This is a genomic window from Streptomyces sp. NPDC107522 (genome assembly GCF_055657525.1).
The window spans coordinates 454,976-481,044 of the sequence record NZ_JBVKAU010000003.1 but is presented as its reverse complement, the minus strand read 5'-3'; the positions used below and the strand labels follow the sequence as shown (position 1 = coordinate 481,044).

22 protein-coding genes are annotated in these 26,069 nt (G+C 69.5%); 9 read left to right on the top strand and 13 right to left on the bottom strand.

Annotated features, from left to right (window positions below; translation table 11 throughout):
* Positions 1-50: 50 nt before the first annotated feature.
* On the top strand, positions 51-1,052 hold the full coding sequence (locus tag ACZ7L6_RS12320; RefSeq protein WP_471922697.1) for a LysR substrate-binding domain-containing protein: 1,002 nt from the start codon (positions 51-53) through the stop codon (positions 1,050-1,052).
* A gap of 18 nt (positions 1,053-1,070) precedes the next feature.
* Here ACZ7L6_RS12320 and ACZ7L6_RS12315 read toward each other — a convergent pair whose 3' ends face one another.
* The 4 genes from ACZ7L6_RS12315 to ACZ7L6_RS12300 all read right to left on the bottom strand — a co-directional run bounded on the left by ACZ7L6_RS12315 (position 1,071) and on the right by ACZ7L6_RS12300 (position 5,233).
* Positions 1,071-3,404 (bottom strand): ABC transporter permease, encoded by a 2,334-nt coding sequence (locus ACZ7L6_RS12315; RefSeq protein WP_471922695.1) that lies wholly within the window; start codon positions 3,402-3,404, stop codon positions 1,071-1,073.
* A complete protein-coding gene (locus ACZ7L6_RS12310; protein WP_468177940.1) occupies positions 3,401-4,090 on the bottom strand; it encodes an ABC transporter ATP-binding protein in 690 nt (229 codons plus the stop codon). The genes ACZ7L6_RS12315 and ACZ7L6_RS12310 overlap by 4 nt, the downstream gene beginning before the upstream one ends.
* Entirely contained in the window at positions 4,087-4,611 is a 525-nt protein-coding gene (locus tag ACZ7L6_RS12305; protein WP_031483740.1) for a PadR family transcriptional regulator, read from the bottom strand. The genes ACZ7L6_RS12310 and ACZ7L6_RS12305 overlap by 4 nt, the downstream gene beginning before the upstream one ends.
* Positions 4,612-4,789: 178 nt before the next feature.
* Complete coding sequence (locus tag ACZ7L6_RS12300) at positions 4,790-5,233, bottom strand: hypothetical protein (RefSeq protein ID WP_471922690.1); 444 nt, start codon at positions 5,231-5,233, stop codon at positions 4,790-4,792.
* A gap of 570 nt (positions 5,234-5,803) precedes the next feature.
* Between ACZ7L6_RS12300 and ACZ7L6_RS12295 the strand changes: the two genes are divergently transcribed.
* Positions 5,804-8,200, top strand: a complete 2,397-nt coding sequence (locus ACZ7L6_RS12295) for a transglycosylase domain-containing protein (RefSeq protein WP_471922688.1) — start codon at positions 5,804-5,806, stop codon at positions 8,198-8,200.
* Positions 8,201-8,284: 84 nt separating this feature from the next.
* Here ACZ7L6_RS12295 and ACZ7L6_RS12290 read toward each other — a convergent pair whose 3' ends face one another.
* The 4 genes from ACZ7L6_RS12290 to ACZ7L6_RS12275 all read right to left on the bottom strand — a co-directional run bounded on the left by ACZ7L6_RS12290 (position 8,285) and on the right by ACZ7L6_RS12275 (position 14,837).
* On the bottom strand, positions 8,285-10,396 hold the full coding sequence (locus ACZ7L6_RS12290) for a SpoIIE family protein phosphatase (protein WP_471922685.1): 2,112 nt from the start codon (positions 10,394-10,396) through the stop codon (positions 8,285-8,287).
* Between the two features lie 295 nt (positions 10,397-10,691).
* Positions 10,692-11,387 (bottom strand): cytidylyl-2-hydroxypropylphosphonate hydrolase, encoded by a 696-nt coding sequence (fomD, locus tag ACZ7L6_RS12285; protein ID WP_471922683.1) that lies wholly within the window; start codon positions 11,385-11,387, stop codon positions 10,692-10,694.
* A gap of 84 nt (positions 11,388-11,471) precedes the next feature.
* Positions 11,472-12,857 carry a class II fumarate hydratase gene (locus ACZ7L6_RS12280; RefSeq protein WP_471922681.1) on the bottom strand — a complete coding sequence of 462 codons (1,386 nt, stop codon included), beginning with the start codon at positions 12,855-12,857 and terminating at the stop codon, positions 11,472-11,474.
* Positions 12,858-13,169: 312 nt separating this feature from the next.
* On the bottom strand, positions 13,170-14,837 hold the full coding sequence (locus ACZ7L6_RS12275; protein ID WP_471922679.1) for a fumarate hydratase: 1,668 nt from the start codon (positions 14,835-14,837) through the stop codon (positions 13,170-13,172).
* Positions 14,838-15,006: 169 nt separating this feature from the next.
* Between ACZ7L6_RS12275 and ACZ7L6_RS12270 the strand changes: the two genes are divergently transcribed.
* Complete coding sequence (locus ACZ7L6_RS12270; protein WP_471922677.1) at positions 15,007-15,699, top strand: DUF1707 SHOCT-like domain-containing protein; 693 nt, start codon at positions 15,007-15,009, stop codon at positions 15,697-15,699.
* A 175-nt stretch (positions 15,700-15,874) separates the two neighbouring features.
* The gene (locus ACZ7L6_RS12265; protein WP_398814398.1) at positions 15,875-16,252 is read left to right on the top strand and encodes a WhiB family transcriptional regulator; all 378 of its coding nucleotides are present in this window, start codon (positions 15,875-15,877) and stop codon (positions 16,250-16,252) included.
* A 156-nt stretch (positions 16,253-16,408) separates the two neighbouring features.
* Here ACZ7L6_RS12265 and glpX read toward each other — a convergent pair whose 3' ends face one another.
* A complete protein-coding gene (gene glpX / locus ACZ7L6_RS12260; RefSeq protein WP_471922675.1) occupies positions 16,409-17,446 on the bottom strand; it encodes a class II fructose-bisphosphatase in 1,038 nt (345 codons plus the stop codon).
* Positions 17,447-17,574: 128 nt separating this feature from the next.
* Here glpX and ACZ7L6_RS12255 point away from each other — a divergent pair, with 128 nt between their 5' ends.
* Positions 17,575-18,096 carry a DUF4245 domain-containing protein gene (locus ACZ7L6_RS12255; protein ID WP_471922673.1) on the top strand — a complete coding sequence of 174 codons (522 nt, stop codon included), beginning with the start codon at positions 17,575-17,577 and terminating at the stop codon, positions 18,094-18,096.
* Between the two features lie 93 nt (positions 18,097-18,189).
* Here ACZ7L6_RS12255 and ACZ7L6_RS12250 read toward each other — a convergent pair whose 3' ends face one another.
* The 3 genes from ACZ7L6_RS12250 to xseA form a co-directional block, all read right to left on the bottom strand.
* Positions 18,190-18,780, bottom strand: coding sequence for a malonic semialdehyde reductase (locus ACZ7L6_RS12250; protein WP_471922671.1), 591 nt, complete (start codon positions 18,778-18,780; stop codon positions 18,190-18,192).
* 158 nt (positions 18,781-18,938) lie between these two features.
* Complete coding sequence (locus ACZ7L6_RS12245) at positions 18,939-19,175, bottom strand: exodeoxyribonuclease VII small subunit (protein ID WP_471922669.1); 237 nt, start codon at positions 19,173-19,175, stop codon at positions 18,939-18,941.
* A gap of 9 nt (positions 19,176-19,184) precedes the next feature.
* A complete protein-coding gene (gene xseA / locus ACZ7L6_RS12240; RefSeq protein WP_471922667.1) occupies positions 19,185-20,417 on the bottom strand; it encodes an exodeoxyribonuclease VII large subunit in 1,233 nt (410 codons plus the stop codon).
* 166 nt (positions 20,418-20,583) lie between these two features.
* Here xseA and ACZ7L6_RS12235 point away from each other — a divergent pair, with 166 nt between their 5' ends.
* Both ACZ7L6_RS12235 and ppgK read left to right on the top strand, forming a co-directional pair.
* Positions 20,584-21,591: a 4-hydroxy-3-methylbut-2-enyl diphosphate reductase gene (locus ACZ7L6_RS12235; protein ID WP_471922665.1), complete on the top strand. Its 1,008-nt coding sequence runs from the start codon at positions 20,584-20,586 to the stop codon at positions 21,589-21,591.
* A 29-nt stretch (positions 21,592-21,620) separates the two neighbouring features.
* Entirely contained in the window at positions 21,621-22,370 is a 750-nt protein-coding gene (gene ppgK, locus ACZ7L6_RS12230) for a polyphosphate--glucose phosphotransferase (RefSeq protein WP_471922663.1), read from the top strand.
* A gap of 19 nt (positions 22,371-22,389) precedes the next feature.
* Here the strand turns inward: ppgK and ACZ7L6_RS12225 are convergent, their stop codons facing one another.
* Positions 22,390-22,791: a DUF6542 domain-containing protein gene (locus ACZ7L6_RS12225; protein ID WP_471922661.1), complete on the bottom strand. Its 402-nt coding sequence runs from the start codon at positions 22,789-22,791 to the stop codon at positions 22,390-22,392.
* Between the two features lie 604 nt (positions 22,792-23,395).
* Between ACZ7L6_RS12225 and ychF the strand changes: the two genes are divergently transcribed.
* Complete coding sequence (ychF, locus tag ACZ7L6_RS12220; protein ID WP_471922659.1) at positions 23,396-24,484, top strand: redox-regulated ATPase YchF; 1,089 nt, start codon at positions 23,396-23,398, stop codon at positions 24,482-24,484.
* A 349-nt stretch (positions 24,485-24,833) separates the two neighbouring features.
* Positions 24,834-26,063, top strand: coding sequence for a hypothetical protein (locus ACZ7L6_RS12215; protein ID WP_471922657.1), 1,230 nt, complete (start codon positions 24,834-24,836; stop codon positions 26,061-26,063).
* The last annotated feature ends 6 nt before the right edge of the window (positions 26,064-26,069 follow it).

Here is a 26,069-nt window from a genome sequence, read left to right as displayed (position 1 = left end):
TGATACGGGAAATAGCTACACTCGGTCAGGTTGATCGGAGGGTTCTATCAGTGACCGTGAGTAAGAGAAGGCAGCCCAGCCTCGCCCAGTTGCGCGCCTTCGCGGCCGTCGCCGAGCACCTTCATTTCCGGGACGCCGCCGCGGCGATCGGCATGAGCCAGCCCGCTCTGTCGGGTGCCGTATCCGCCCTGGAGGAGTCACTCGGAGTGACGCTCCTGGAGCGCACCACCCGCAAGGTGCTGCTCTCGCCCGCCGGTGAGCGTCTGGCCGTACGGGCCAAGGCCGTTCTGGCGGAGGTCGGGGCGCTGATGGAGGAGGCGGAGGCGGTGCGGGCCCCGTTCACGGGCGCCCTGCGCCTCGGGGTCATTCCTACGGTGGCGCCGTATCTGCTGCCGACCGTTCTGCGGCTCGTCCACGACCGGTACCCGCACCTCGACCTCCAGGTGCACGAGGAGCAGACCGCCAGTCTCGTCGAGGGGCTCACCACCGGGCGCCTGGACCTGCTGCTGCTCGCGGTACCCCTCGGCGTGCCCGGCATCGCCGAACTCCCGCTCTTCGACGAGGACTTCGTGCTCGTCACGCCGCTCGGCCACCAGCTCGGCGGCCGCGAGGGAATCCCGCGCGAAGCCCTCAAGGAGCTGAACCTGCTGCTCCTCGACGAGGGCCACTGCCTGCGCGACCAGGCCCTCGACATCTGCCGCGAGGCCGGTCTGGGATTCAAGGGGGCGGGGCGAAGCCCCTCGGCTGAGGGTGGTGGTGGGCGACGGGAGGGCGCCCCGGTCACCACGACGGCCGCCGGCCTGTCGACGCTCGTCCAGCTCGTCGCGGGCGGCCTGGGCTGCACCCTGCTGCCGCGCACCGCCCTCAAGCTGGAGACGACCCGCAGCAACTGCCTCCTCACCGGCTCCTTCGCCGACCCCGCCCCCACGCGCCGCGTCGCCCTCGCCATGCGGACGGGGGCGGCGCGGGGAGCGGAGTACGAGGAGCTGGCGGCCGCGTTGCGGGTGGCGCTGCAGCCCTTGCCCGTACGGGTGCTGGGGGCCGACGCCTGAGCGTCGGCCCCCGTTCCTTCACTCCGTGCGCAGCCCGTCCGGCCGCATCAGCCGCAGCAGCGGCGGCAGGCTGAGCAGCGTCACCGCGAGCACGACTCCGGCGCCGATGCCCGTCATCGTCAGCACGCTCGCCCAGTCCACGCTCACCGTGGCCTCGACCATCTTCAGCAGCACCGCGCCCAGGGTGAGCCCCACCACCGAGGCAAGGAGCAGGCCCAGCGCGATCGGGATCGCCGTCTGCCACAGCACCGACAGGCTCAGCGTGCGGCGCCGCGTGCCGAAGGCGACCAGGGACGACAGCAGCTTCTTGCGCTCGCGCAGCTGCTCCAGCTGGGAGACCAGCAGGCTCGCGCCGATCAGCACCAGGACGCAGGTCGCGCCGACGAACAGGCCGTTGCGGATGGCGCGGAACTCCTCGGACTGCCGACTGGCGGTCAGGGCGCTCACGTCCGTCAGCGCATCGACCCGCGCGGCGGTGTTGCGCGCGAACTCGGCGGCGTCCGGCACCGAGGTGTCCAGCGAGAGGTACACCTTCTCGTACATGCCCGCTGCCGCGCCCTCGGGCAGTGCGCCCCGGGTGAACAGCAGGCCGCCGCGCGCGTAGCCGGTGGGATCCTCGCGTTGCGCCGCCGCCTTGATGCCGGTGGGCACCTTCCAGGACACCGTGTGGCTGGGCGAACCCGGGTAGGCCGGGTCGAAGTACAGGGTCCGGCCCGGCGCTGTGAGCTTCTCCGTGTCGCCGTCGTACTCCGTGCCGAGGATTCTGAAGACGTCGCCGTCCCGGCAGGACGACAGACGCGCCACCTCACGCAACTCGGCGCAGCCGGCGACGGTCACCTCGACCGAGTTGTCCGGCTCCTTGGCCCGGTCGCCGAGCGAGCCCTCGGCGAGGGCCGTCGCGTGGCGCACTCCCTCGGTGTGCGTCAGCTTCCCGGCGAGCTCGCCCAGCGAGGCGTCGTCCCGCAGGTAGAAGGTCAGCTGAGCCCGGCTCAGGTCGTTGCCCGTGTCCTCGGTGTAGTCGGACTCGACCCCGGCGAACAGCATCTGCAGGGCGATCGCCCCGGCCACCGCGACCGCGATGCCGTTGACCATGCGGGCGGCCGTGCCGCTGCTCAACTGCAGCCTTCGGACGGCCAGTTGCCAGGAGACCGAGCCCGAGTTCAGCCGGGCCACCACGGCCTCCACGATCCACGGCAGCAGCGCGGTGACGCCGACCAGCAGCAGTACGGTGCCGCCGATCACCATCCACTCGTTGAAGTTCCCGTTGTCGTTGCCCTGACCCACCATCGGGTACAGCAGCGCGAGGCCGGCCAGCGGCAGCAGCAGTCGCCACCACAGCCGGCGGCGCGGGGGCTTCGCCGTACGGACGACGCCGAGGGGCTCGATGACGACCCCGCGCAGCGCGAACAGCGTCACCAGCACGGCCGCGGCCGGTACGGCGACGGCGACCAGCGCGGCGAGCGCGGGCGACGGATTGAGGTCGCTCGGGAACACGCTGATGTTGCGGACCTTCAGCAGGGACGCCAGCTGACGCCCCGCCAGGAAGAACCCGGTACCGAGGACGAGCCCGAGCAGTGCCCCGGCGAGTGCCTCGCCGGCCGCGACCCGGCGCGCCATCCCCCCGTCCGCGCCGACCAGCCTGAGGGCCGCGAGGCGACGGTCCCGGCGCTCGCCGCCGAAGCGCACGGCCGCCGCGATGAACACGCCGACCGGCAGCAGCAGCACCACAAAGATGATCATGACGAGCAGGATCAGGATCGGGTCCAGCCCGTCGTCCACCGCCCCCGAGGAGGGCCCGAAGTAGTCGATGCGCTCGATGGAACCGTTGCTCAGATGGCTTGCCATCCCCGAGCCGCCCGCGTAGTAGGCGAGTTCGGCGGGCCCGACGAGTCCGGACTTCTGGATGGTGCCGGTGATCCGATAGGGGATGCGTTCGCGCAGCAGCTTGCCCGAGTCGGACTCCAGCAGGCGCTTCAATGCCGGCGAGGCGACCATCTCGCCCTTCGCGGGGAACTTCTCGACACCCGGCGGCAGCGGCGCCCGCGAGCCCTCGGGCTCCAGGAGGCGGCCCCGCACGTCATCGGTGCGGAAGGTCGTGTCGACATCCGCGATGATCAACGTGTCGTCCGCCTTGGACAGCTGCTCCGCGCCGTACGTGAAGTCGTCCCGGGCGGTGCCGCGGTGTTCGCGCTCGGTCAGCGCACTCGGCACGGCGGTCGTCAGCAGCAGCAGCGCCACCCCGAGCCCGACTCCGACGGCCGTCAGCAGGGCCCGGACCCAGCCCTCCCGTCCGCCGGCGAAGGCGAACCGGACCCCCAGCCCCAGATCCTTGGCCCACTGACCCACGCTCATACGACGCGCTCCATGTCCCGGGACTTGCCGTCCCGTACGACGATCTCGCGGTCGGAGTAGGCGGCGACCCGCGCCTCGTGCGTGACGAGGACGACGGCGGCGTTGGTCGACCGGGCGGCGTCCGTCAGCAGCTCCATCACGCGCTCGCCGTTGAGGGAGTCGAGCGCGCCGGTCGGCTCGTCGGCGAACAGCACGCGCGGGTTGGTGACCAGCGCGCGGGCGACGGCGACGCGCTGCCCCTGACCGCCGGAGACCTCACCGGGTCGCTTCTTGCGCAGGTCGTCGACCTCGAGCCGCTCCATCCAGGTCAGGGCGGCCTTCTCGGCCTCCTTGCGGGAGGTGCCGTTCAGCCGCAGCGGAAGGGCGACGTTCTCGACGCAGGTCAACTCCGGTACGAGCTGCCCGAACTGGAAGACGAACCCGAACTCGGAGCGCCGCAGAGCGCTGCGCTGGGCGTCGCTCATGGTGGCCAGCTCGCGCCCGTTGTAGGTGATGGACCCCGAGTCGGGCGGCACGATGCCGGCGAGGCAGTGCAGCAACGTCGACTTGCCGGAGCCGGACGGCCCCATGACGGCGACGACCTCGCCGGGGTGGATGGAGAACTCGGCGCCGTCGAGGGCGAGGGTCGGGCCGTAGGCCTTGCGCAGCTCTTCGGCCGCGAGCAGGGATCCGGGAGGCGGGGTCACTTGGCCACCACCTCCGCCAGCTTGTCCAGGCGTGCGGCGGTGAGTTCCAGCCAGCGCAGGTCGGCCTCGAGGTGGAAGAGCGCGTGGTCGCAGATCAGCTGATCGGCCAGGTCGCCCTTGCGCTTGCGGTCGGTGAGGATGCGCATCATGCGCAGGTGCTCGGCGCGCTGGGTGTCGAGGATGTCGGCCGCGTTGCGCCGGGTGAGCAGGGCGAGGACGACCTTGGTGTAGAGGGTCGACTGGAGATACGGCTCCGGCTTCTCGGGCGTCGCGAGCCAGCGCTGCACGTCGGTGATACCGGCGTCGGTGATCGCGTACCGCTTGCGCTCGGGCCCGCCGCCGGGCTCGATCCCGTCGACCTCGACGAGCCCGTTCTTCAGCAGCCGGGACATCGTCGAATAGACCTGGCCGTAGTGCAGCGGCCGGTCGTGACCGAACTTCTCGTCGAAGGCCCGCTTGAGGTCGTAGCCGTGGCGGGGGCCGGACTCCAGGAGCCCGAGGAGAGTGTGACCGATGGACATGGGAGCACTGTACATGCGGTGTATACCTAGCGTGTATACGCGGCGTGTGCAGTGCTCGACGGTCGGTGTGAAGGCCCTGGTGGGGGCTGATTGTCACGGTTGTGTCACTGGACCACCCCATGGTCCTCGAAACCGCGACGTGCCCGGACTCCAGCCCTGGAGTCCGGGCACCGTCTGGTCAGACGAGGTTGCTCACCCAGCCGGAGCAGGTACCCGCAGTGATCAGCTTGGTGTCCCAGTGGCCCAGGCAGATGCGGAAGCGGATGGTGGCACCCTCCGGGAAGTCCTTGTTCTTGTAGCGGTAGGTGGAGACGCCGCTGGCGTTGAAAATGGCGCCGAAGCGGTTCCTCACTTCCCAGTCCACGACGGCGGAAGAGCCATCCGACTTCCCGTCGTAGACCAGGAACCAGTCGCCGACGGGGGAGAAGCAGGCCTGGTACTTGATGCTGCCGTCCTCCCGTTTGTCGGCGCACTTCACCCACTCCTCGGCATTGGAGTAATCGGTGGCGGTCGCGCGCTCGATTTCGGCGGCGGCGTTTGCCTGGGTGACGGTGAGGAGAAGGGCGGCGGAGAGGGTGCCTGCGACGGTGCTTATTCGCTTGAGCCGACGGTTGTTGAGCACGGAGTTCCTCCTGTGAGCTTCGTCCAAAGGGGCACTGGCATGGCCATGGGGCCGATGAGGGGGGATGCGTTGATCAACGGACACGCGCAGATGCCCCGGAAGCGGCTCTTGTTCTGAGCCGCGGTTTGGAAGGGGGGCGCGTCGGTGGGGGTGAGTCGGCACCGATTCCGCCCCTGCGCGGCCGGCGTGCGGTCAGTTACCGGCCGGGCGCCCGAGTAGTCACCACGTGTGGCCACTCTCGCCGTCGGCGTCGAGGCCGTAGTTGATCTTTCCGTCAGCAGTCCACTTGCCCACTGGGGTCCCCCCGGTTCGCGTTCGAGCGGTCGACTCGAACGTGAGTGCCCATCGTATGCAAGGTTCATGACAACGGCAAACGTCTAATGGCCGCGCAACCTTCGTGTGCCGGTGTGAGTCGGTTCCATTGAACGGGCGTGCTGATTGTCACGTCCGCAAAAGGCCGGATGGAAAGGTCTTTGTCACATCTTCCGGTGTTAGCTTTCTGAGCTGACCTGTGCGGCGAACCTGTGTGGCAGGAGTGCACACAAGAACGAAGCGGAGCGGATCGGACCCATGGGACGAGCGGAAGACAGACGAGCGCGGCAGCGTGGTGGCCGTCGCGCGGCGCCCCGGCGCTCGTCCGGGACGCCGTCGGCCGCTGGAGCAGGCCCGTCGACCACCGTCATAGGGACACCGTCGGAGGCCGTGGGAGGCCGGGCCGCGGCCCGCCGAGCGGCCAAGGCCGGGCGCAAGGGCGGCGACGGCAAGGGCCGAATACGCCGGCTCTTCACCTGGAAGAAGATCCTCGGCACGTTCCTCGGCACGTGCCTGCTCGCCATCGGCGCCTTCATCGCGCTGTACCTGCTGGTGCCCGTCCCGGACGGCAACGCCGCCGCCCAGGCCGCCCAGCGCCAGAGCAACATCTACAAGTACAGCGACGGCTCGGTCCTGGCCCGCGACGGCAAGGTCAACCGCGAGATCGTGGACCTGTCCAAGGTGCCGAAGAAGGTCCAGCGCACCTTTGTCGCGGCGGAGAACAAGTCCTTCTACCACGACAACGGAATCGACCTGAAGGGCACGGCCCGCGGTGTGCTCAACACGCTGATGGGCAAGGGCGCGCAGGGCGGCTCGACGATCACCCAGCAATACGTCAAGAACTACTACCTCAGCCAGGAACAGACGGTCAGCCGCAAGCTCAAGGAGATGGTCATCTCCTTGAAGGTGGACCGGCAGATGTCCAAGGACGAGATCCTCGCGGGCTACATCAACACCAGCTACTACGGCCGCAACGCCTACGGCATCCAGGCCGCCGCCCAGGCCTACTACCGCGTCGACGCCGAGAAGCTCAGCGTTGCACAGGGCGCGTATCTCGCCGCATTGCTGCAGGCGCCGAGCCAGTACGACTGGGCGGCCGCGTCCGACACCGGCAAGCGGCTGGTGAAGGCCCGCTGGAACTACGTCCTGGACAACATGGTCGAGGAGGGCTGGCTGGACAAGGCCAAGCGCCAGGGCATGCAGTTCCCCGAGCCGGAGGAGCCGAAGCCCACCGCCGGCCTCGAGGGCCAGAAGGGCTACCTGGTCGCGCTCGCCAACCGTCAGCTGGAGGACCAGCTGATGAAGCAGCAGGACCTCACCCGCTCCCAGGCCGAGGCCGCGGTCGTCGACCAGGGCTGGACCATCACCCTCAACGTCGACAAGAAGAAGCAGGCCGCGCTGGAGAAGGCCGTCAAGACGCAGCTGACCAGCAAGCTGGACGAGAAGAAGCGGCCGGTGGACGCGGACATCCAGGCCGGCGCGGTCTCCGTCGACCCCAAGACGGGCAAGGTCGTCGCGCTGTACGGCGGCGTGGACTACTTCAAGCACTACACCAGCAACGCGACCCGCGCGGACTACCAGCCCGCGTCGACGTTCAAGCCGGTGATCCTGGCCGCCGCCCTGGAGGAGAACGCCGAGACCCAGGACGGCAAGCCGATCACCGCGAACACGATCTACGACGGCACCAGCAAGCGGCAGGTCGTGGACAACGGCAGGAAGGTCGGGTTCGCCCCCGAGAACGAGGACGACTACAACTACGGCGACATCACCGTCCAGACGGCGATGAACAAGTCCGTCAACTCCGTCTTCGCGCAGATGGGCGTCGACGTCGGCATGAAGAACGTCATGGACGTCGCCGCCAAGCTCGGCATGGACACCGCCGACGAGCAGGCCGTCCCCGCCCAGACCCTGGGTTCCATGGGCGCGAGCCCGCTGCAGATGGCCGGGGTGTACGCCACCCTCGACAACCACGGCAAGAAGGTCACCCCGAGCATCATCAAGGCGGCCGAGCACAACAGCCGTACGGTCGAGCTGCCGAACCCGATCGGCGAACAGGTCATCAGCCCCGAGTCGGCCGACACCGTGACCTCGGTGCTGACGGGCGTGGTCGACGACGGTACGGCCCAGAGGTCCGTGGCGAACAACCCCAAGCGCGACGGCCAGGAGGTCGCCGGCAAGACGGGTACGTCCGACGACAACAAGTCGGCCTGGTTCACTGGCTACACGCCGGATCTGGTCACCTCGGTGGGCCTGTTCGGTGAGGACGACAAGCCCCCGCACCGGCAGGTCAAGATGTACGGCGCGCTCGGCGAGGACCGCATCAACGGCGGTGACTTCCCGGCGGAGATCTGGGCGGCGTACATGTTCGGCGTGACGAAGACGGACGCCGAGTTCGACCTCGACACCGACCAGGGCGCGGCGGTCCAGCCGACCTGGACGCCGGCCCCGACGCAGGAGCCGACGACCCAGGAGCCGACGGAGGAGCCGACGACTCAGAAGCCGACGGAGACGCCGACGACCGAAGAGCCGACGGAGGAGCCGACGACCCAGGAGCCGACGGAGGAGCCGACGACCGAGCCGCCCACGGTGGAGCCGACGGGCGAACCGACGGACGACGTCACCCTGGACCCGGTCAGACCTGGAAACGACCAGTAGGAAAACGCCCTGAGGGGCGCGGGGAACTGCGCGACAAGCCACGACGATTCCGCAGTCGGGATCGCGTAGTTCCCCCTACGGGGCTCAGCCGCGATTCAATTCGAACCAGACAACTTTCCCGGTGCTCAACCGCGTAGCCCCCCACCGTCGGGCCAGCCGGTTGACCAGATACAGCCCACGCCCACCCTCATCGGTGGCCCGAGCCTGCCGAAGTCGCGGCAACTGGGGAACGTCATCGCCGACCTCGCACCGCAGGACGTCGGTGCGCAGCAGCCGGAGGGTGACCGGCCGGGAGGCATACCGCACCGCGTTCGTCACGACCTCGCTCACCAGCAGCTCGACCGAGTCGGAGAGGTCCTCCATGCCCCACCGGGCCAACGCCCGCCGCGCAAGCCGCCGGGCACGGCCGGGCGCCGCGTCCTCCGGCTCCAGGAACCAGTACGCCACGTCGCTGGGCGCGATCCCGTCGAAGCGGGCGGCGAGGAGCGCGATGTCGTCGTCCCGGTCGCCCGGGCCGAGCATGTCGAGGACCTCGTCGCAGAGGGCTTCGAGGGGCGGCGGATGGTCGGGGCCGGTCAGCTGCGCGGTGGCGGCGAGCTTCTCGCGCAGCTGCTCTATGCCGGTCCACACGTCGCGCAGACGGGACTCGACGAGGCCGTCGGTGTAGAGCAGCAGGGTCGCTCCGGCCGGAGCGTCCAGTTCCACGGCCTCGAAGTCGACGCCGCCGACACCGATCGGCGCGCCCGCCGGAACCCGCAGTACCTCCGCCCGGCCGCCCAGGTGCAGCAGGACGGGCGGCGGATGGCCGGCGTTGGCGATGGTGATGCGGTGCGATACCGGGTCGTAGACCGCGTAGAGGCAGGTCGCCATGCGGTCGGTACCCAGCCGCTGGGCCTGCTCGTCCAGGTGGTGCAGGACCTCCTGCGGGGGCAGGTCGAGGCCGGCGAGGGTCTGGGCCGTCGTCCGCAGCTGGCCCATGATCGCGGCCGACGTCATGGAGTGGCCCATGACGTCACCGACGACCAGCGCCACCCGGCTGCCCGGCAGCGGGATCGCGTCGTACCAGTCGCCGCCCACCCGGGCCGTCTCGGCCGCCGGGAGGTAGCGGGACGCCAGCCGCACGCCCGTCGGACGCGGCAGGGTCTCCGGGAGCATGGTGCGCTGCAGCTCGTCGGCGATGTACGCCTCCCGGCCGTACAGCACCGCCTTGTCGATGCCGAGCGCGCTGTGCGTGGCGAGCTGGGCGGCGACGAGGAGGTCGTCCGGCTCGAAGGCCAGGCGCTCCGGGCGGCGCAGGAAGACCGCGGCGCCGATGACACGGCGGCGGCCGCGCAAGGGGGCGAGGATCGCGCGCTGACCGTCGGGGATGATCAACTCGCCGTCGTCGCCGAGGAGTTCGGGCAGGGCGGCACGGGCGGCGGGCGCGTCGGCGAAGACGGGACGTACGCCGCGCAGCACCTCGGCGAGCGCGCCGCCCGGCCGCACCTCGCACAGTTCGGCGGTGAGGGCGGACAGTTCGGCCAGCTCGGTCGGCTCCTGCTGCTGCTGGGCCGGCAGGAAGCCGCCCTCGGTGTCCCGCTCCTCCGGGATGCGGTCGGTGCGGCGCAGCCGCAGCACGACGGGACCCGTGGGCCGCTCGTCGCCGACCGGCAGGGGATCGCGCAGATAGACGAGGATCGCGTCGGAGAAGGTCGGCACGGTCGCCCGGCACAGCCCCATCACGATCTCGTCCAGGTCGATACCGCGGGCGATCCGCCGGGTGGCGGCGCCCACGAAGCGCAGCCGGTCCCCGTCCCGCCGCATCGGCGTGGGCCGCCCGGGCGGCACCCCCTGACCGGTGCGCCGCTCGGCGGACGCCTGTGACTGCTCGGTGCCCGGCTGGGGCGGTATGGCCTCCGGAACGGGCCGCGGCCGGTGTGTGTCGGGCTCGGCGGCGACGGAGGGCTGCGAGTGCTCGGGGCCGTTGCCGGCGATGACTGGGGGCTCCTTGCTCGGGCCGGACGGTGCGGTGGTGCCCGGCGTGGAAGGGGTCTCTCCGGTGCGCGCCTGCGCGGGTAAGGCGGCGGCGCCGCCAGGTGGGTGCGGCGGCGTGGCGTGCGTCGTCGACGGCGTCGAGGTACGCACGAGCGCCCCGCGGGACTCCGCGGGGTCGACGCCCGTCTCAGAGCGTTCGAAGGAGGTCGGCTGCTCCGTCACGCCTTTCGAATCCATCCGTCCGGGGCTGCGCGCCACGCGTGCAGTTCGTCCCGCCGAAACTCCGATACCCGGAATACGTGCCCCAGGAACGGAATCCCCGCGTGGCCGGAGGCAGTTCCTGTGCCACCGGTGGACCGTCTGCGGCCCGTACCCGGATTGCCCTGGTAACCCTCGCTCACGTCCTGCCGCCCCTCGGTGACGATCGGTCAAGCCCGGCGCGCACTTAGGTAGTTGCCCCTGCGCGCCCTTGCGGAGGACGATCCTACGTTTGTTGCCCGGGGGCGCATCAAGGGTCTCATGAGGACATGTGCGCGGATGCGCGATCCCAGTCCTCAGGCAAAGAAGGTACAGCCCAGGCGGGATCCGGGCGCCAGTGCGGCCAGCCGTCGGCGAACGGCGGCCCCCAGGCACGGATCACCTCGACCGCGTCACGCCCGGCCTGACGCACCTGTGCGGCCAACCGTTCGTCGATCAGTCCGTCCCGCTGGGCCTGCGCGAACTCGTCCTCGTCCCGCCAGTGCCAACTGCGGTCGGGGTGCACGGAGATGTCGAGAAAGTGGTCCTCGGAGTCCACCCCGCCCGCCCAACGGGCCAGCGGCTCCTCAAGATTCACGTACCAGTTCTTGAACTGCCACCCGGGCTCCCAGAACAACCACACCGACCACGGCTCACCTGGCCGCGCGAGCTTCAGCACCCCGGTCCCGAACCAACGGTCGCGCTGGACGGTACGCGGCTTGGTGTACCGCGTCTCAAGCGGCTCCAGATGTACGGCGGTTCCGTCGGCGAGCACCGGCTTGATGCACTCCGTACCCGGCGCCAGCCATACGGCGAGGACCTCGTCGTCGTCCCGTACGACGGTCACGGGACGCGCGATGTGGAAGCGACGGCCGGCGTTCTCCCGGTACCGCCACAGGATCTGCGTCCCGGGCGCCCAGAAGCCCGTCGACCCGCCCGCTTCCACTTCCGTCGTCACCGCTCCACCGTCTGCCATGCACAGATATTAGGTGCCACAGGCATACGACGCTGCGGCGCCGGTCACGGTTCTCACCGCAGCGTCGGTCGAAGTGACAACTCGTTACGGCCGCGTCATCCGCAGGACATCCAGGGCCTCGTCCAACTGCTCAAGCGTGAGGTCGCCGCGCTCCACGTACCCGCTCTCCAGGACGACTTGGCGGATCGTCTTCCGCTGCGCGAGGGCCTTCTTGGCGACCTTGGCGGCCTCCTCGTACCCGATGTACTTGTTGAGCGGCGTGACCACGGAGGGTGACGACTCGGCGTACTCCAGGGCACGTTCGCGGTGGGCGACGATGCCGTCGACGGTCCGGTCGGCGAGCAGCCGCGAGGCGTTGGCCAGCAGCCGGATGGACTCCAGGACGTTCTTCGCGATGACCGGAAGCATCACGTTCAGCTCGAAGTTGCCGGCGGCTCCGGCGGTGGCCACGGTGGCGTCATTGCCGATGACCTGCGCGGCGACCATGAGCACGGCCTCCGGGATGACCGGGTTGACCTTGCCGGGCATGATCGACGACCCCGGCTGGAGATCGGGCAGGCTGATCTCGGCGAGCCCGGTGCGCGGCCCGGACGACATCCACCGCAGGTCGTTCGCGATCTTCGTCAGCCCGACCGCGATGGTCCTGAGCTGCCCACTGGTCTCGACGATGCCGTCCCGCGCACCCTGCGCCTCGAAGTGGTCCCGCGCCTCGGTGAGCGGCAGTCCGGTGACGCGGGCCACCTCCTCGATGACGGCGGCGGAGAAGCCGGGGGGTGTGTTGATGCCGGTGCCGACGGCCGTGCCGCCGAGGGGGAGTTCGGCGAGCCGGGGGAGGGAGGCGCCCAGCCGCTCGACGCCGTACCGCACCTGGGCGGCGTACCCGCCGAACTCCTGCCCCAGCGTCACGGGCGTGGCGTCCATGAGATGGGTCCGCCCGGACTTCACGACATCGGCGAACTCCTCGGCCTTCCGCTCCAGGGAGGCGGCGAGGTGCTCGAGGGCCGGGATGAGATCGCGGGTGACGGCGGCGGTGGCGGCGATGTGGATGGAGGAGGGGAAGACGTCGTTGGACGACTGGGACGCATTGACGTGATCGTTCGGATGGACGTCCCGGCCGAGCCGCTCGGTCGCGAGGGTGGCGATGACCTCGTTGGTGTTCATGTTGGACGAGGTCCCGGACCCCGTCTGGAACACATCAACGGGGAAGTGCTCGTCCCACCGCCCCCCGGCGACCTCTTCGGCGGCTTCCTGAACGGCCTCGGCGATGTCCTTGTCGAGCACCCCGAGCCGCGCGTTCACCTTCGCGGCCGCGCCCTTGATCCGGGCGAGCGCCTCGATGTGGGCCCGCTCGATGCGCTGGCCGGAGACGGGGAAGTTCTCGACGGCACGCTGCGTCTGGGCGCGCCACTTGGCGTGTGCGGGAACCCGCACTTCACCCATGGAGTCGTGCTCGATGCGGTAGTCGCTCATACCGGGTACAGCGTGGGGGCGGGTGCGGTTGTTCCGGCCTTGCTCCACTCGGGGTGCCTTTCTCGCCCCGCCGCCCCTACCCGCCCCTTCCACCCCGCCAGGGGGCCTTGCCCCCTGGACCCTCGCTCCTCAAACGCCGGAGGGGCTGACTAACCAGCCCGTCCGGCGTTTGAGGACAAGGCCCCTTCAGGGCCGAAGCGGGGGTCTGGGGGCCGCAGGCCCCCAGGGACCGGGGTCGAAGGGGCAGCGCCCCTGGGGGATGGGACGGGTAGGGGCGGCGGGGGCGAAAAACTCCCCGCCGCACCCCAGGCGCTACGCCAGCCCAGGCCCCCGCACCGGAATCGACGTGAACGTCGGCTGGGGCGCCGGGTCCTGGAAGAAGTCGTTGCCCTTGTCGTCGACCACGATGAACGCCGGGAAGTCCTCGACCTCGATCTTCCAGACGGCCTCCATGCCGAGCTCCTCGTACTCGACGACCTCGACCTTCTTGATGCAGTCCTGGGCGAGCCGGGCAGCGGGCCCACCGATGGAGCCGAGGTAGAACCCGCCGTGCGCCGCACACGCGTCAGTGACCTGCTTGCTCCGGTTGCCCTTCGCCAGCATCACCTTGGAGCCACCCGCCGCCTGGAACTGCTCGACGTAGGAGTCCATACGGCCGGCGGTCGTGGGACCGAAGGAACCCGACGCGTACCCCTCCGGCGTCTTCGCGGGACCCGCGTAGTACACCGGATGGTCCTTCAGGTACTGCGGCATCTCCTCACCCGCGTCCAGCCGCTCCTTGATCTTGGCGTGCGCGATGTCACGGGCCACGACCAGCGGCCCGGTCAGCGAAAGCCGCGTCTTCACCGGGTACTTGGTCAGCTCGGCGAGGATGTCGTCCATCGGCTGGTTGAGGTCGATCTTGACGACGTCACCGTCCGACTCCAGGTGCTCGTCGGTCGTCTCCGGCAGGAACCGCGCCGGGTCGGTCTCCAGCTGCTCCAGGAAGACACCCTCGGCCGTGATCTTCGCGACGGCCTGACGGTCGGCGGAGCAGGACACGGCGATGGCGACGGGGCAGGACGCCCCGTGCCGCGGCAGCCGCACGACCCGCACGTCGTGGCAGAAGTACTTCCCGCCGAACTGCGCGCCGATCCCGATCTTCTGCGTCAGCTCGAAGACCTTCTCCTCCAGCTCCTTGTCCCGGAACCCGTGCCCGAGCGGCGAGCCCTCGGCCGGAATCTCGTCCAGGTAGTGCGCGGAGGCGTACTTCGCGGTCTTGAGGGCGTATTCGGCGCTCGTACCACCCACCACGATCGCCAGGTGGTACGGCGGACAGGCGGCCGTACCCAGCGAACGGATCTTCTCCTCCAGGAACTTCATCATGGAGGCCTCGTTCAGGACGGCCTTCGTCTCCTGGTACAGGAAGGACTTGTTGGCGGAGCCGCCGCCCTTCGCCATGAACAGGAACTTGTAGGCGCCGCCGTCGGTGGCGTACAGCTCGATCTGGGCCGGCAGGTTCGACCCGGTGTTCTTCTCCTCCCACATGGTGAGCGGAGCCATCTGCGAGTACCGGAGGTTGAGCTTGGTGTACGCGTCGTAGATGCCGCGCGACAGGGCTTCCTCGTCCCCGCCCTGCGTCAGCACGTTCTGCCCGCGCTTGCCCATCACGATCGCCGTACCGGTGTCCTGGCACATGGGGAGCACGCCGGCGGCCGCGATGTTCGCGTTCTTCAGCAGGTCGAGCGCCACGAACTTGTCGTTGCTCGACGCCTCGGGGTCGTCGATGATGCGGCGCAGCTGGGCGAGGTGGGCGGGGCGCAGGTAGTGCTGGATGTCGTGGATGGCCTCCTCGGCCAGCTTGCGCAGCGCCTCGGGCTCCACCTTGAGGAACGTCCGCCCGTCGGCCTCGAAGGTGGAGACACCTTCGGAGGTCACCAGCCGGTACGGGGTGGTGTCCTCTCCCATGGGGAGCAGATCGGTGTACGCGAACTCAGGCATCTCGCCCATTCCTCACTCGACAGACAGCGGCTGGCCTCCATTGGCAGCGCCCACCAGCGTAGAACCTGCCACTGACGGCGAGCTTGTGAGGTAAGGCTCAGTTCGACGCCCACCGAGCAAACCCGGACAGGGGCTATCGCGATCTATCGTGTTTGGGTACGCTGCTGCCGTGGACCTTCAGAAGCAGACCGCACCCGCTGCCGCCACCGAGCTACGCGCGTCCGACGCCGATCGCGACCGGATCGCCGACATCCTGCGCGAGGCCCTGGCCGAGGGCCGCCTCACCGCCGACGAGCACGCCGAGCGCGTCGAGGGGGTGCTGGCCGCCAAGACGGTCGGCGAACTGGACGTCTTCATACGGGACCTGCCCGCCGCCCACCAGCGCCGCGCACCCCACATCCCGGCCGCCGGCCGCCCCGCCCCCGTCGCGTTCCCGGCCGACCCCGACGACAACGTGGTCGCGGTCTTCAGCAGCGCCGTCCGCAAGGGCCGCTGGCGCGCGGGCCGCCGTATCCATGCGTACGCGATCTTCGGCAGCGTGGAGATAGATCTCAGCGAGGCGCTCTTCGAGTACCAGCAGGTCGTGATCCGGGCGATCTCGGTCTTCGGCAGCGTCGAGGTGCGCGTCCCGGAGAACGTCTCGCTGCGCGGCACCGGCGGCGGTGTGCTCGGCGCCTTCGAGGTGGACCACCTCGACGCGGAGGACCCCGAGGCACCGGTCGTCCAGGTCGACGGCTGGGCCGTGCTCGGCAGCATCGAGGGCAGGCCGAAGCGGGGCAAACTCGTCGCGGACATTCTCGACCGCGTTCAGCGCAGTGTGGACAAGGGCACCAGGAGTTTGCGCAAGCATTTGGATCATTGACGGTTGTGAATCGAACCGATTCCCACCCGCTTCCGGGGCTTTCCCGATCGCCGTACAGCGGCGCGCGGTGACCCCCGAAATCCAGCGGTTCGGAACTGACTGCATAGGCGCGCGCACAGCGGGTAGACCTTGCTGCATCGTCTCTCGCTCGCGAAGCCGTCGTCAGGAGTAGACCGTGCTGCAACCGCCGCATTCGTCCCTGCAGGTAGCTGCCGTTCCGGCCCAGCGGGTGCCAGTGCGAGACAGGGACCAAGACGCCCCGTGGCATACCGAGGCCGTGTGCCGCCGCGACGAGGCCGGCCTGTTCTTCGCCCCCTCGAAAGAGCCCACCGCGGCCCGCCTCTCCCGCGAGGAGGCAGCCAAGCGAGTCTGTGCCCGCTGCCCGGTCATGGTCGAGTGCCGCGAACACGCCCTCCTCCAGCCCGAGCCCTACGGCGTCTGGGGCGGCCTCACCGCAGCGGAACGCCGAGTGGTGCTGGCGAGGCGCCGCCGCCGCGAAATGGAACTGAAGAAGGCGGCGAGGACGGCAAACCGGATAGCGCAGGCGGGATAGGCAACAAAAAGGGCGCCCCCTCCGCACCGGGGGCGCCCAACGCCTTTAGGGGCGCGGGACTGTGTTTGATATGCGGCTCCGCCGCGTGGGCGCGATCAACCACAAACCAACCCGCAGTCGCTGACGATCCGCAGTCCCGAGCTGCCAGGCGCTATTTCACTTCGCCCTGTCGAAGTCGATCGCGCTGTAAGCCCGCAGCTTGCTCAGCCGGTGCTCGGAGTCGATCCTCCGCACCGTCCCCGACTTCGACCGCATCACGATCGAGTCGGTGGTCGCGGTCTCCGACCGGTACCGCACACCCCGCAGCAGCTCACCGTCGGTGATCCCGGTCGCGACGAAGAACACGTTGTCCCCGGCGACCAGGTCATCGGTCATCAGCACCCGGTCCAGGTCGTGCCCGGCGTCAATGGCGCGCTGCCGCTCCTCGTCGTCCTTGGGCCACAGCTTGCCCTGGATGGTTCCGCCGAGGCACTTCACGGCACACGCCGAGATGATCCCCTCCGGCGTACCGCCGATACCGAGCAGCATGTCGACGCCGGTGCCCTCACGCAGCGCGTAGATCGACCCGGCGACGTCGCCGTCGGAGATCAGCTTGATGCGGGCGCCCGCGTCCCGGATCTCCTTGATGATGCCCTCGTGCCGGGGCCGGTCGAGGATGACGACGGTGACGTCCTCGGGCGTCGACCGCTTCGCCTTGGCGACCCGGCGGATGTTCACTTCCACGGGCGCGTCGATGTCGACGAAGTCGGCGGCCTCGGGACCGGTGACCAGCTTGTCCATGTAGAAGACGGCCGACGGGTCGAACATGGACCCGCGGTCGGCCGCGGCGAGCACGGAGATCGCGTTGGGCATGCCCTTCGCGGTCAGGGTGGTTCCGTCGATCGGGTCGACGGCGATGTCGCATTCGGGACCGGTGCCGTCGCCGACCCGCTCCCCGTTGAAGAGCATCGGCGCCTCGTCCTTCTCGCCCTCACCGATGACGACGACGCCGTTCATCGACACGGTGTGGACGAGGGTCCGCATGGCGCGCACCGCGGCACCGTCGGCGCCGTTCTTGTCGCCGCGGCCGACCCAACGGCCCGCGGCCATCGCCGCGGCTTCGGTCACACGGACCAGTTCCAGGGCGAGGTTGCGGTCGGGGGCTTCGCTGGGTACCTCGAGCTCGGTCGGCAGATGATGATGATTCTCGGTCATCGGAGCGCACCTTTCTGATACGACGACGGCCGGATGAGGGTGACGGCCTTGACTCTATCCCCGGGTGGGCAGAATGAGCAGGGGGCCCCACGGATGAGCAGGCCAGGGCACCTGCGACGATAGGGGGCGTGGCAGGTTCGAACGGCAAGCAGAAGTCGGTCCGGAACATGGTCCTCTCCCTCGGGGTGACCGTGCTCGCGGCGGGGGTCATCTATCTCTTCGTCCCCCATGAGGAGGGCGACCCCGACCTCCCGCGCGTCGACTACCGCGTGGAGCTGCTGACGGCCCGCCGTGCGGCGTCCTACCCGGTGGCCGCGCCGCAGGGCCTGCCCGACTCCTGGAAGGCGACCTCCGTCCGCTTCCAGGGCGACGACTTCGACGCCTGGCATCTCGGCTTCCACACGCCCGACGGGGAGTACGTCCAGGTCGAGCAGTCGGCTCAGAAGCCGTCGGCGTTCCTCGAGGAGGCCACCCAGGGCGCGCGGGAGACCAAGGTCACCCAGAAGATCGGCGACCGGACGTGGACGCGGTACACGGGCGGCCGATACGACGCGCTCGTCCACCAGGAGAAGGGCGCGACGACCGTCGTGGCGGGCACGGGCTCCTTCGAGCAGCTGACGCGGCTGGCGGCGGCGCTGAAGACGGAGTGACCGCGGGGACGGGGACCGCGGGGACGGTGACCGCAGAGACATGACGAAGGCCCCCGGTGTTCCCACCGGGGGCCTTCGCTGTGCGCGGGTCCGTCAGACCGTGGTGACGACCTGGTCGAACTCCAGGCGCGGGGAGCGCGGGTACCAGGCGTCGGGGCCCGGCTTGCCGATGTTGACGACCATCAGCGGGGTGTGGTCGTCGTCCAGGAACTCCTTGCGGACGCCCTCGAAGTCGAACCCGGTCATCGGGCCGGCGGCCAGCCCGGCGGCGCGGACGCCGACGATGAAGTACGCGGCCTGGAGGGCGGCGTTCATGCCGGCGGCGTTCTCACGGGCAGCGCGCTCGCTGAAGAAGAGGTCCTTCGCCTGCGGGAAGGCCGGGAAGAGGTGCGGCAGCTCCTCGTGGAACTCGTTGTCCGCGGCGAGGATCGCGACCAGCGGGGCGGCGGCGGTCTTGGCCTGGTTGCCCTCGGCCATGTGCTGCACCAGACGCTCACGGGCCTCGGCGGAGCGGACCAGGGTGATGCGCAGGGGGGTCTGGTTGAAGGCGGTGGGGCCGTACTTGACCAGGTCGTAGATCGCCTGGACCTGCTCCTCGGTCACCGGCTCGTCGGTGAAGGAGTTCGCGGTGCGGGCCTCGCGGAACAGCAGGTCCTGGGCGGCGGGGTCAAGGACGAGAGACATGCGTGAACCTTCTCGGGTTGTGCGTCGGCGTAAACGGACCGGGGACCGGTTTCGGCATCGACGGTACGCAAGTCAAGTTCAAGTTTCAACCAATGGCGGGTTCTGGTGATCCGCTTCACAGTCCCGCCCGCGTTCACGACCCCCGTCGCCGCCTTCGCCTACGACTCTCCCTCGCCGTCCTGCTCGGCCTCGGCCTCCTCGGCGAGCGCCGCGTCCAGGCGTGCCCGCGCACCCTCCAGCCAGCGCCGGCACACCTTGGCCAGCTCCTCGCCCCGCTCCCACAGCGCGAGGGACTCCTCCAGCGTCGTACCGCCCGCCTCCAGCCGCCGTACGACCTCGATCAGCTCGTCCCGGGCCTGCTCGTAGCCCAGTGCCTCTTCCACCTTGCTGGTCATTCGCCCACCCTATGCATCGGCCTGTGCGTCGACGTGTGCGTCGACCCGTACGGAGAACTCACCCTCGGCGACCCGCGCCCGCAGCGCCTCGTCCGCCGTCACCTCACCCGGGTCACGGACCACGTGCCCGTCGGCCTTCTGCAGCACCGCATATCCCCGTTTCAGGGTCGCCGCGGGGGAGAGCGCCACCACGCGCGCGTGCGTGTGCGTCAGCTCCGACTCGGCCCGGTCGAGGTGGTGGCCGAGGCAGCGGCGACCGCGGTCGAGGAGCGAGGCGACATGATCGGCCCGCTCGTCGATCATCCGGTGCGGATCCTCTATCGAGGGCCGCGCGAGGGCGTGCGCGAGCCCGCGCTCCTCCCGCTCGACGAACGCCTCCACGCACCGCCGGGCGCGGTCGCGCAGCAGCCGTACGCGCTCGTACTCCTCGCCGACGTCCGGTACGACCTTCTTGGCGGCGTCGGTGGGGGTGGAGGCACGCAGATCGGCGACGTGGTCGAGCAGGGGATTGTCCGGTTCGTGCCCGATCGCGGACACGACGGGCGTACGACACGAGGCGACGGCACGGACCAGCTGCTCGTCGGAGAAGGGCAGCAGGTCCTCGACGCTCCCACCCCCACGGGCGACGATGATCACATCCACGTCGTCGATCTCGTCGAGCTCCTTGACCGCCTGCACGACCTGCGGCACGGCGTGCACGCCCTGCACGGGGACGTTGCGCACCTCGAAGCGGACGGCGGGCCAGCGGTGGCGGGCGTTCTCCAGCACGTCCCGCTCGGCGGCGGAGGCCCGTCCGCAGACGAGGCCGATCAGCTGGGGGAGGAAGGGCAGCGGCTTCTTCCGCTCCGGCGCGAAGAGCCCCTCGGCGGCGAGGGCCTTCTTCAGCATCTCCAGCCGGGCCAGCAGCTCGCCGACGCCGACCGGCCTTATCTCGGCGGCGCGCAGGGAGAGCTGGCCGCGCGGGGCGTACCACTCCGGCTTGGCCAGTACGACGACCCGGGCGCCCTCGCTCACCACGTCGGCCACGGCGTCGAACACCTGCCGGTACGCCGTCACGCTCACGGAGATGTCGTACGACGGATCCCGCAACGTCAGGAACACGACGCCGGCACCGGGCCGCCGCGACAGCTGCGTGATCTGCCCCTCGACCCAGATCGCCCCGAGCCGGTCGATCCACCCCCCGATGAGCCGCGACACCTCACCGACGGGCAGGGGCGATTCGGGCGACGTGTTCACAGCCATGCGCCGAGCGTAACGGCCGCCACCGACAACACGCGGCGCGTGGGTGACGGGTTGGTGAGGAGACCGACGGTGGGTTGTGAGGGGTGGGAAACGACGGGTGCGGACGAGGCGAGGTCGTGGGTGAGGTCGATCTCCGACCCGCGAACGCACCCTTACGATGGGGTGCATGACTGCTTCGCCTGGCCGCCGTGTCCTGCTCGCCGCCCCCCGTGGCTACTGCGCGGGCGTGGACCGCGCCGTGATCGCCGTCGAGAAAGCCCTGGAGCAGTACGGCGCTCCGGTGTACGTCCGGCACGAGATCGTCCACAACAAGTACGTCGTGCAGACCCTGGAGAGGAAGGGCGCCATCTTCGTCGAGCAGACGGAGGAGGTCCCGCCGGGGAACATCGTCATGTTCTCGGCGCACGGCGTCGCCCCGACCGTCCACGAAGAAGCCGAGCGCGGCAGGCTCGCCACCATCGACGCAACCTGCCCGCTGGTCACCAAGGTCCACAAGGAAGCCGTCCGCTTCGCCAAGGAGGACTACGACATCCTCCTGATCGGGCACGAGGGCCACGAAGAGGTCATCGGCACGTCCGGCGAGGCCCCGGACCACATCCAGCTCGTCGACGGTCCGAAGGACGTCGCCAAGGTCGAGGTCCGCGACCCGTCGAAGGTCGTGTGGCTGTCGCAGACCACCCTCTCCGTCGACGAGACCATGGAGACCGTCGACGCCCTCAAGGAGAAGTTCCCGCAGCTCATCTCCCCGCCCAGCGACGACATCTGCTACGCCACGCAGAACCGCCAGCTCGCGGTGAAGCAGATGGGCGCCGAGGCCGAGCTGGTCATCGTGGTCGGCTCCCGCAACTCCTCCAACTCCAAGCGCCTGGTCGAGGTCGCCAAGCTGGCCGGCGCGCGCGAGGCCTACCTCGTGGACTTCGCGAGCGAGATCGACGAGGCCTGGCTGGAGGGCGTGACGACGGTGGGCGTCACCTCCGGCGCCTCCGTCCCGGAGGTCCTCGTCGAGGAGGTCCTGGAGTGGCTCGGTGCGCGCGGCTACGGCGACGTCGAGCTCGTCAAGGCGGCCGAGGAGTCCATCACGTTCTCCCTGCCGAAGGAACTGCGCCGGGACCTGCGCGAGGAGGCGGCGGCACTGATCGCCGAGCGCACGGACTCCGGTGACGCGCGGGAGTGACTGTCAGTCCTCCGTCGTAACGTAGGGCCATGCAGATCTTCGGCGTGGACATCGGTGGATCCGGGATCAAGGGCGCCCCGGTGGACCTGGACAGGGGCGACCTCGCCCAGGAGCGCTTCAAAGTGCTCACTCCGCACCCGGCCACGCCCGACGGGGTGGCCGACGGTGTGCGGCAGGTCGTCGAGCACTACGGCTGGACGGGGGCCGTCGGGCTCACCTTCCCCGGCGTCGTCACCGACGGATCCACGATCCGTACGGCGGCGAACGTCGACAAGAGCTGGATCGACACCGACGCGCGCGCGTTGTTCAGCGAACGCCTCGGCGGCCTCCCGGTGACGGTGGTCAACGACGCGGACGCGGCCGGCGTCGCCGAGATGCACTTCGGCGCGGGCCGCGACCGCCGCGGCACCGTGATCCTGCTCACGTTCGGCACGGGCATCGGCAGCGCGCTGTTCATCGACGGCGCCCTGGTCCCCAACACCGAGCTGGGCCACCTCGAACTCCACGGCCACGACGCCGAGAAGCGCGCCTCCAGCAAGGCCAAGGAGGACGAGGAACTGACGTGGGAGCACTGGGCCCATCGCGTCCAGAAGTACCTCGCCCATGTCGAGATGCTGTTCTCCCCGGAGCTGTTCATCATCGGCGGCGGGGTGAGCCGCAAGTCCCACAAGTTCCTGCACCACATCGAGGGCATCAAGGCGGAGATCGTCCCGGCCCAGCTGCAGAACAACGCGGGGATCGTGGGGGCGGCGATGCGGGCGGCGGAGAAGGACCGCTAGGGCCTGTCCCGGCCGACGGTCACAGCGACCGGCGGCGGGCCGCCGCCCTGCGGGCCAGCACGCGGACCTTTCGCACGGTCACGATGAGACCGGCGACCAGCGTTCCCCCGTACAGCCACCCGGCCTGTGTGGCGAGGGCGGTGAAGAGCCCCATCAGGTGACCGCCGAAGCCCCCGCCGTCGTCCGCCACCGGAACCAGTCCCACGGCGAACGCGATCGGTACGACCACCGGCGCCGTCAGCAGGTCACCCCTGCGCACCCACACCGCGGTCAGCACACACACCGGCAGGAACAGCACGCTGTACACCGTGAGCGACGCGTCGAAGAGCAGCGCGTCGAGGTAGCCGAGCAGGATCATCACGGCACCGCAGAACAGGCCACTGCCCAGGCCGGTGAGCCGGGGGTTGGGGAACCGGGCCACCGCCCGCGGCGGCGGGGGCGGTCCCGGGCGTCGTACGGCTGCTGCGGCCGGAGCCGTTCCCGGGCGGCGCTGGGGGCCGGGCCGGGTGGAGCGTACGGGCTGGTCGGAACGGCCGGCGCGGGGAGACCGAGCGGATCGGCCGGCTCGGGCCGACCGAGCGGAACCGTTCCCTTTCCTCGCGAACCCCCCTTCCCCCCTCACCGCTCTGTCCCCGCCTCGCGGGAAACCGCCCTCTCTCCGTGGGAAACCACCCTCACCCCCTGGGAAACCACCCTCATTCCGCGCCGCGGCGCCCCCACCCCGCGCCGCCTGCGGCGGCAACGGCGGTGACGTACCGCGTCGCGATTCGTACCCGCCGGCCCGCGCCCTGTGTTGTTCCACTGGACCAACTTAGGTCGGCTTATGTGCCGAATCAGCCCTCAGACACGCCTGGGGGCGGACCTTGGCCAGGTGTTCGACACGACGCCGGGGCCGGGTCCGGCACGCCGTAGACTGGTGGATCGGCCCGTGCATCTGCATCGAAGATCGATCTGCATCGAAGATCGAAGAAGGACCGGGCCCCAGCCCAGCCCCTGAAGTCCTCTCACGTACGGGAAGTCGCAACGTGTCGCTCACGATCGGAATCGTCGGTCTGCCGAATGTCGGCAAGTCGACCCTGTTCAACGCCCTGACCAAGAACGACGTGCTGGCGGCCAACTACCCGTTCGCCACGATCGAGCCGAACGTCGGCGTCGTGGGCGTCCCCGACGCACGCCTCACCAAACTGGCCGAGATCTTCTCCTCGCAGCGCGTCCTCCCGGCGACCGTCGACTTCGTCGACATCGCGGGCATCGTGCGCGGCGCCTCCGAGGGCGAGGGCCTGGGCAACAAGTTCCTCGCGAACATCCGTGAGTCCGACGCGATCTGCCAGGTCATCCGCGCCTTCAAGGACGAGAACGTCGTCCACGTCGACGGCAAGGTCTCGCCCAAGGACGACATCGAGACGATCAACACCGAGCTGATCCTCGCCGACCTCCAGACCATCGAGAAGGTCCTGCCCCGCCTCCAGAAGGAGTCGCGGATCAAGAAGGACGTCGCGCCGAAGGTCAAGGCCGTCGAGGAGGCCAAGGAGATCCTGGAGAAGGGCGACACGCTCTTCGCGCACGGCATCGTCCAGGGCACCGAGCGCAACGAGCTCCTGCACGACCTGCACCTCCTCACCACCAAGCCCTTCCTCTACGTCTTCAACGTCGACGAGGACGAGCTGATCGACGAGGACTTCAAGAACGAGCAGCGTGCCCTGGTCGCCCCCGCCGAGGCGATCTTCCTCAACGCCAAGCTCGAGGCCGACCTCGCCGAGCTCGACGAGGACGAGGCCCTCGAGCTCCTGCAGTCCGTCGGCCAGGACGAGCCGGGCCTCGCCACCCTCGCCCGCGTCGGCTTCAACACCCTCGGCCTGCAGACCTACCTGACGGCCGGCCCCAAGGAATCCCGCGCCTGGACCATCAAGAAGGGCGCCACCGCCCCCGAGGCCGCCGGCGTCATCCACACCGACTTCCAGAAGGGCTTCATCAAGGCCGAGGTCATCTCCTTCGCCGACCTGGTGGAGACCGGCTCGGTCGCGGAGGCCCGCGCGAAGGGGAAGGCGCGCATGGAGGGCAAGGACTATGTGATGCAGGACGGGGACGTGGTGGAGTTCCGCTTCAACGTGTGACGGGTCGCATAGCACGGCACTGCTGATCTTGCAAACATGCAGGTCAGATGGGGTCCATCCCTTCGGGGGTGGGCCCCCTTTTCGTTCCCGTGCTGACTTGGTGCTGACCTGGAAGCACCTCTCATCACCCCTCGGAACCCCTTCCGTGCTGACTTGGTGCTGACTTTGAGCGAGCGGCTACCGAGGGATAGGGGGAGCCCTGGGGGTCGGCTCGCATCATCCGCCGGCATGAGCTGAAGGCCCTCACGGGATGATGATCATTTGTCTTTACATACCCCCTCAGCTCGAACGTACGTTCCCATGTTCTAATAACTGGACTCTTAGGTTCCGCAAAGAGGGGGGCACCGCCATGCGCCACCGCAAGCCTGTTCAGCGTCTTCTCGCGATCCCAGCAAAGGGTGAACCGCAACGAAGAACGGCCATGCTGAGCTGGGGCATGCTCGGTGCGATGGTGGTCTACGGCGGCACCCTTGCATTGACTGATGTCAACGATGACGCCTCGGCCGACAAGAGGCACCGTGCGGGCCACAGCACCTCTGACACGGCCGCAGAGGGCTCGCAGGCCGAAGGAGGTCAGGAAGCCTCCCGAAGTGCTGGAAACAGCGCCTCCGCGCCTTCCGAGAGCGACGGCTACCTCCCGACCTTCTTTGACGGGCGCGGAGGCATCGCCGGAGTGGACTTCACCCCGGAACAGCGGAAGGCCATCATGCGCGAGGCCCAGAGCCGAGGCATGACGAAGGAAGAGGCCCACGAACTCGCCTACGGCTTCGAGCACGGGGACGAGGACGGCGGCGACGACGAGGGGGCGTATGTCCTTATCGGCGGAGAGGTGTACCGACACCTCACGCCCGCCGAAGATGCCACGTTCACCGCTGCGAGCGATGGAGACGAAGCCCCCAGCGCCGAGAGCTACGTTGCCGCCGCGAGCCTGGGCAACAAGAAGGCCGCCCAGAAGGAAGGGTCCAAGAAGACTGCCCCGGCCCCCAAGGGCAGCAAGGCCGAGCCGGGCAAGAAGGCCGCGGTGACCGGTGAGGGCGCGAAGCAGGACCAGCCCAAGAAGAAGGGCGTCAAAGACACTGTGAAGGGCGCAGTGAAGGACATCGTCCCCGACTCGATCGAGGACGCGGTCAAGAGCCTGCCGGACGGTCTCGCGCCCTTCCGCTCCTTCATGGCCGACATCAGCCTGCCGGGCACCGAGCCCGAGTACAGGGTCTACACGCTCGACGTGGACCACGACGCGGACGTGGAAGCCCTTCAGGTCACGGCGACCGCGCAGGTGTCCGAGTCGATAACGGTGACGGCTGAGGTGGTCGCTCCGGTCGAGGAGTCCCCCGAAGCGCCCCCGTGCATGGTCGCCGTCACACTCACGGACCCGAGCACGGACAAGGTGATTGCCGCAACCGAACCTGTCATCGTGAGCGACCCGCAGGACGTGTCTCAGGCCGCCATCGGCGAGATTGTCGATACCGTCGTGGATACCACCCAGCCCGCGCCGTCCGAGCCAGAGACGCAGCGCGTTGACCCCGCCCCGGCGGCGCGGCCGGAGGACGCCGAGTCGCCGTTCACCCTGGCGAGTTAGCGGATC

Bases quoted from the DNA above. Each gene is read 5' to 3' on its own strand.
- xseA (WP_471922667.1), bottom strand. From the start codon at position 20,417: ATGGCTGTGAACACGTCGCCCGAATCGCCCCTGCCCGTCGGTGAGGTG.
- ACZ7L6_RS12305 (WP_031483740.1), bottom strand. From the start codon at position 4,611: ATGTCCATCGGTCACACTCTCCTCGGGCTCCTGGAGTCCGGCCCCCGC.
- ACZ7L6_RS12250 (WP_471922671.1), bottom strand. From the start codon at position 18,780: ATGTCTCTCGTCCTTGACCCCGCCGCCCAGGACCTGCTGTTCCGCGAG.
- ACZ7L6_RS12275 (WP_471922679.1), bottom strand. From the start codon at position 14,837: ATGCCTGAGTTCGCGTACACCGATCTGCTCCCCATGGGAGAGGACACC.
- ACZ7L6_RS12315 (WP_471922695.1), bottom strand. From the start codon at position 3,404: ATGAGCGTGGGTCAGTGGGCCAAGGATCTGGGGCTGGGGGTCCGGTTC.
- ACZ7L6_RS12215 (WP_471922657.1), top strand. From the start codon at position 24,834: ATGCGCCACCGCAAGCCTGTTCAGCGTCTTCTCGCGATCCCAGCAAAG.
- fomD (WP_471922683.1), bottom strand. From the start codon at position 11,387: ATGGCAGACGGTGGAGCGGTGACGACGGAAGTGGAAGCGGGCGGGTCG.
- ACZ7L6_RS12295 (WP_471922688.1), top strand. From the start codon at position 5,804: ATGGGACGAGCGGAAGACAGACGAGCGCGGCAGCGTGGTGGCCGTCGC.
- ACZ7L6_RS12235 (WP_471922665.1), top strand. From the start codon at position 20,584: ATGACTGCTTCGCCTGGCCGCCGTGTCCTGCTCGCCGCCCCCCGTGGC.
- ACZ7L6_RS12245 (WP_471922669.1), bottom strand. From the start codon at position 19,175: ATGACCAGCAAGGTGGAAGAGGCACTGGGCTACGAGCAGGCCCGGGAC.
- glpX (WP_471922675.1), bottom strand. From the start codon at position 17,446: ATGACCGAGAATCATCATCATCTGCCGACCGAGCTCGAGGTACCCAGC.
- ppgK (WP_471922663.1), top strand. From the start codon at position 21,621: ATGCAGATCTTCGGCGTGGACATCGGTGGATCCGGGATCAAGGGCGCC.
- ACZ7L6_RS12280 (WP_471922681.1), bottom strand. From the start codon at position 12,857: ATGAGCGACTACCGCATCGAGCACGACTCCATGGGTGAAGTGCGGGTT.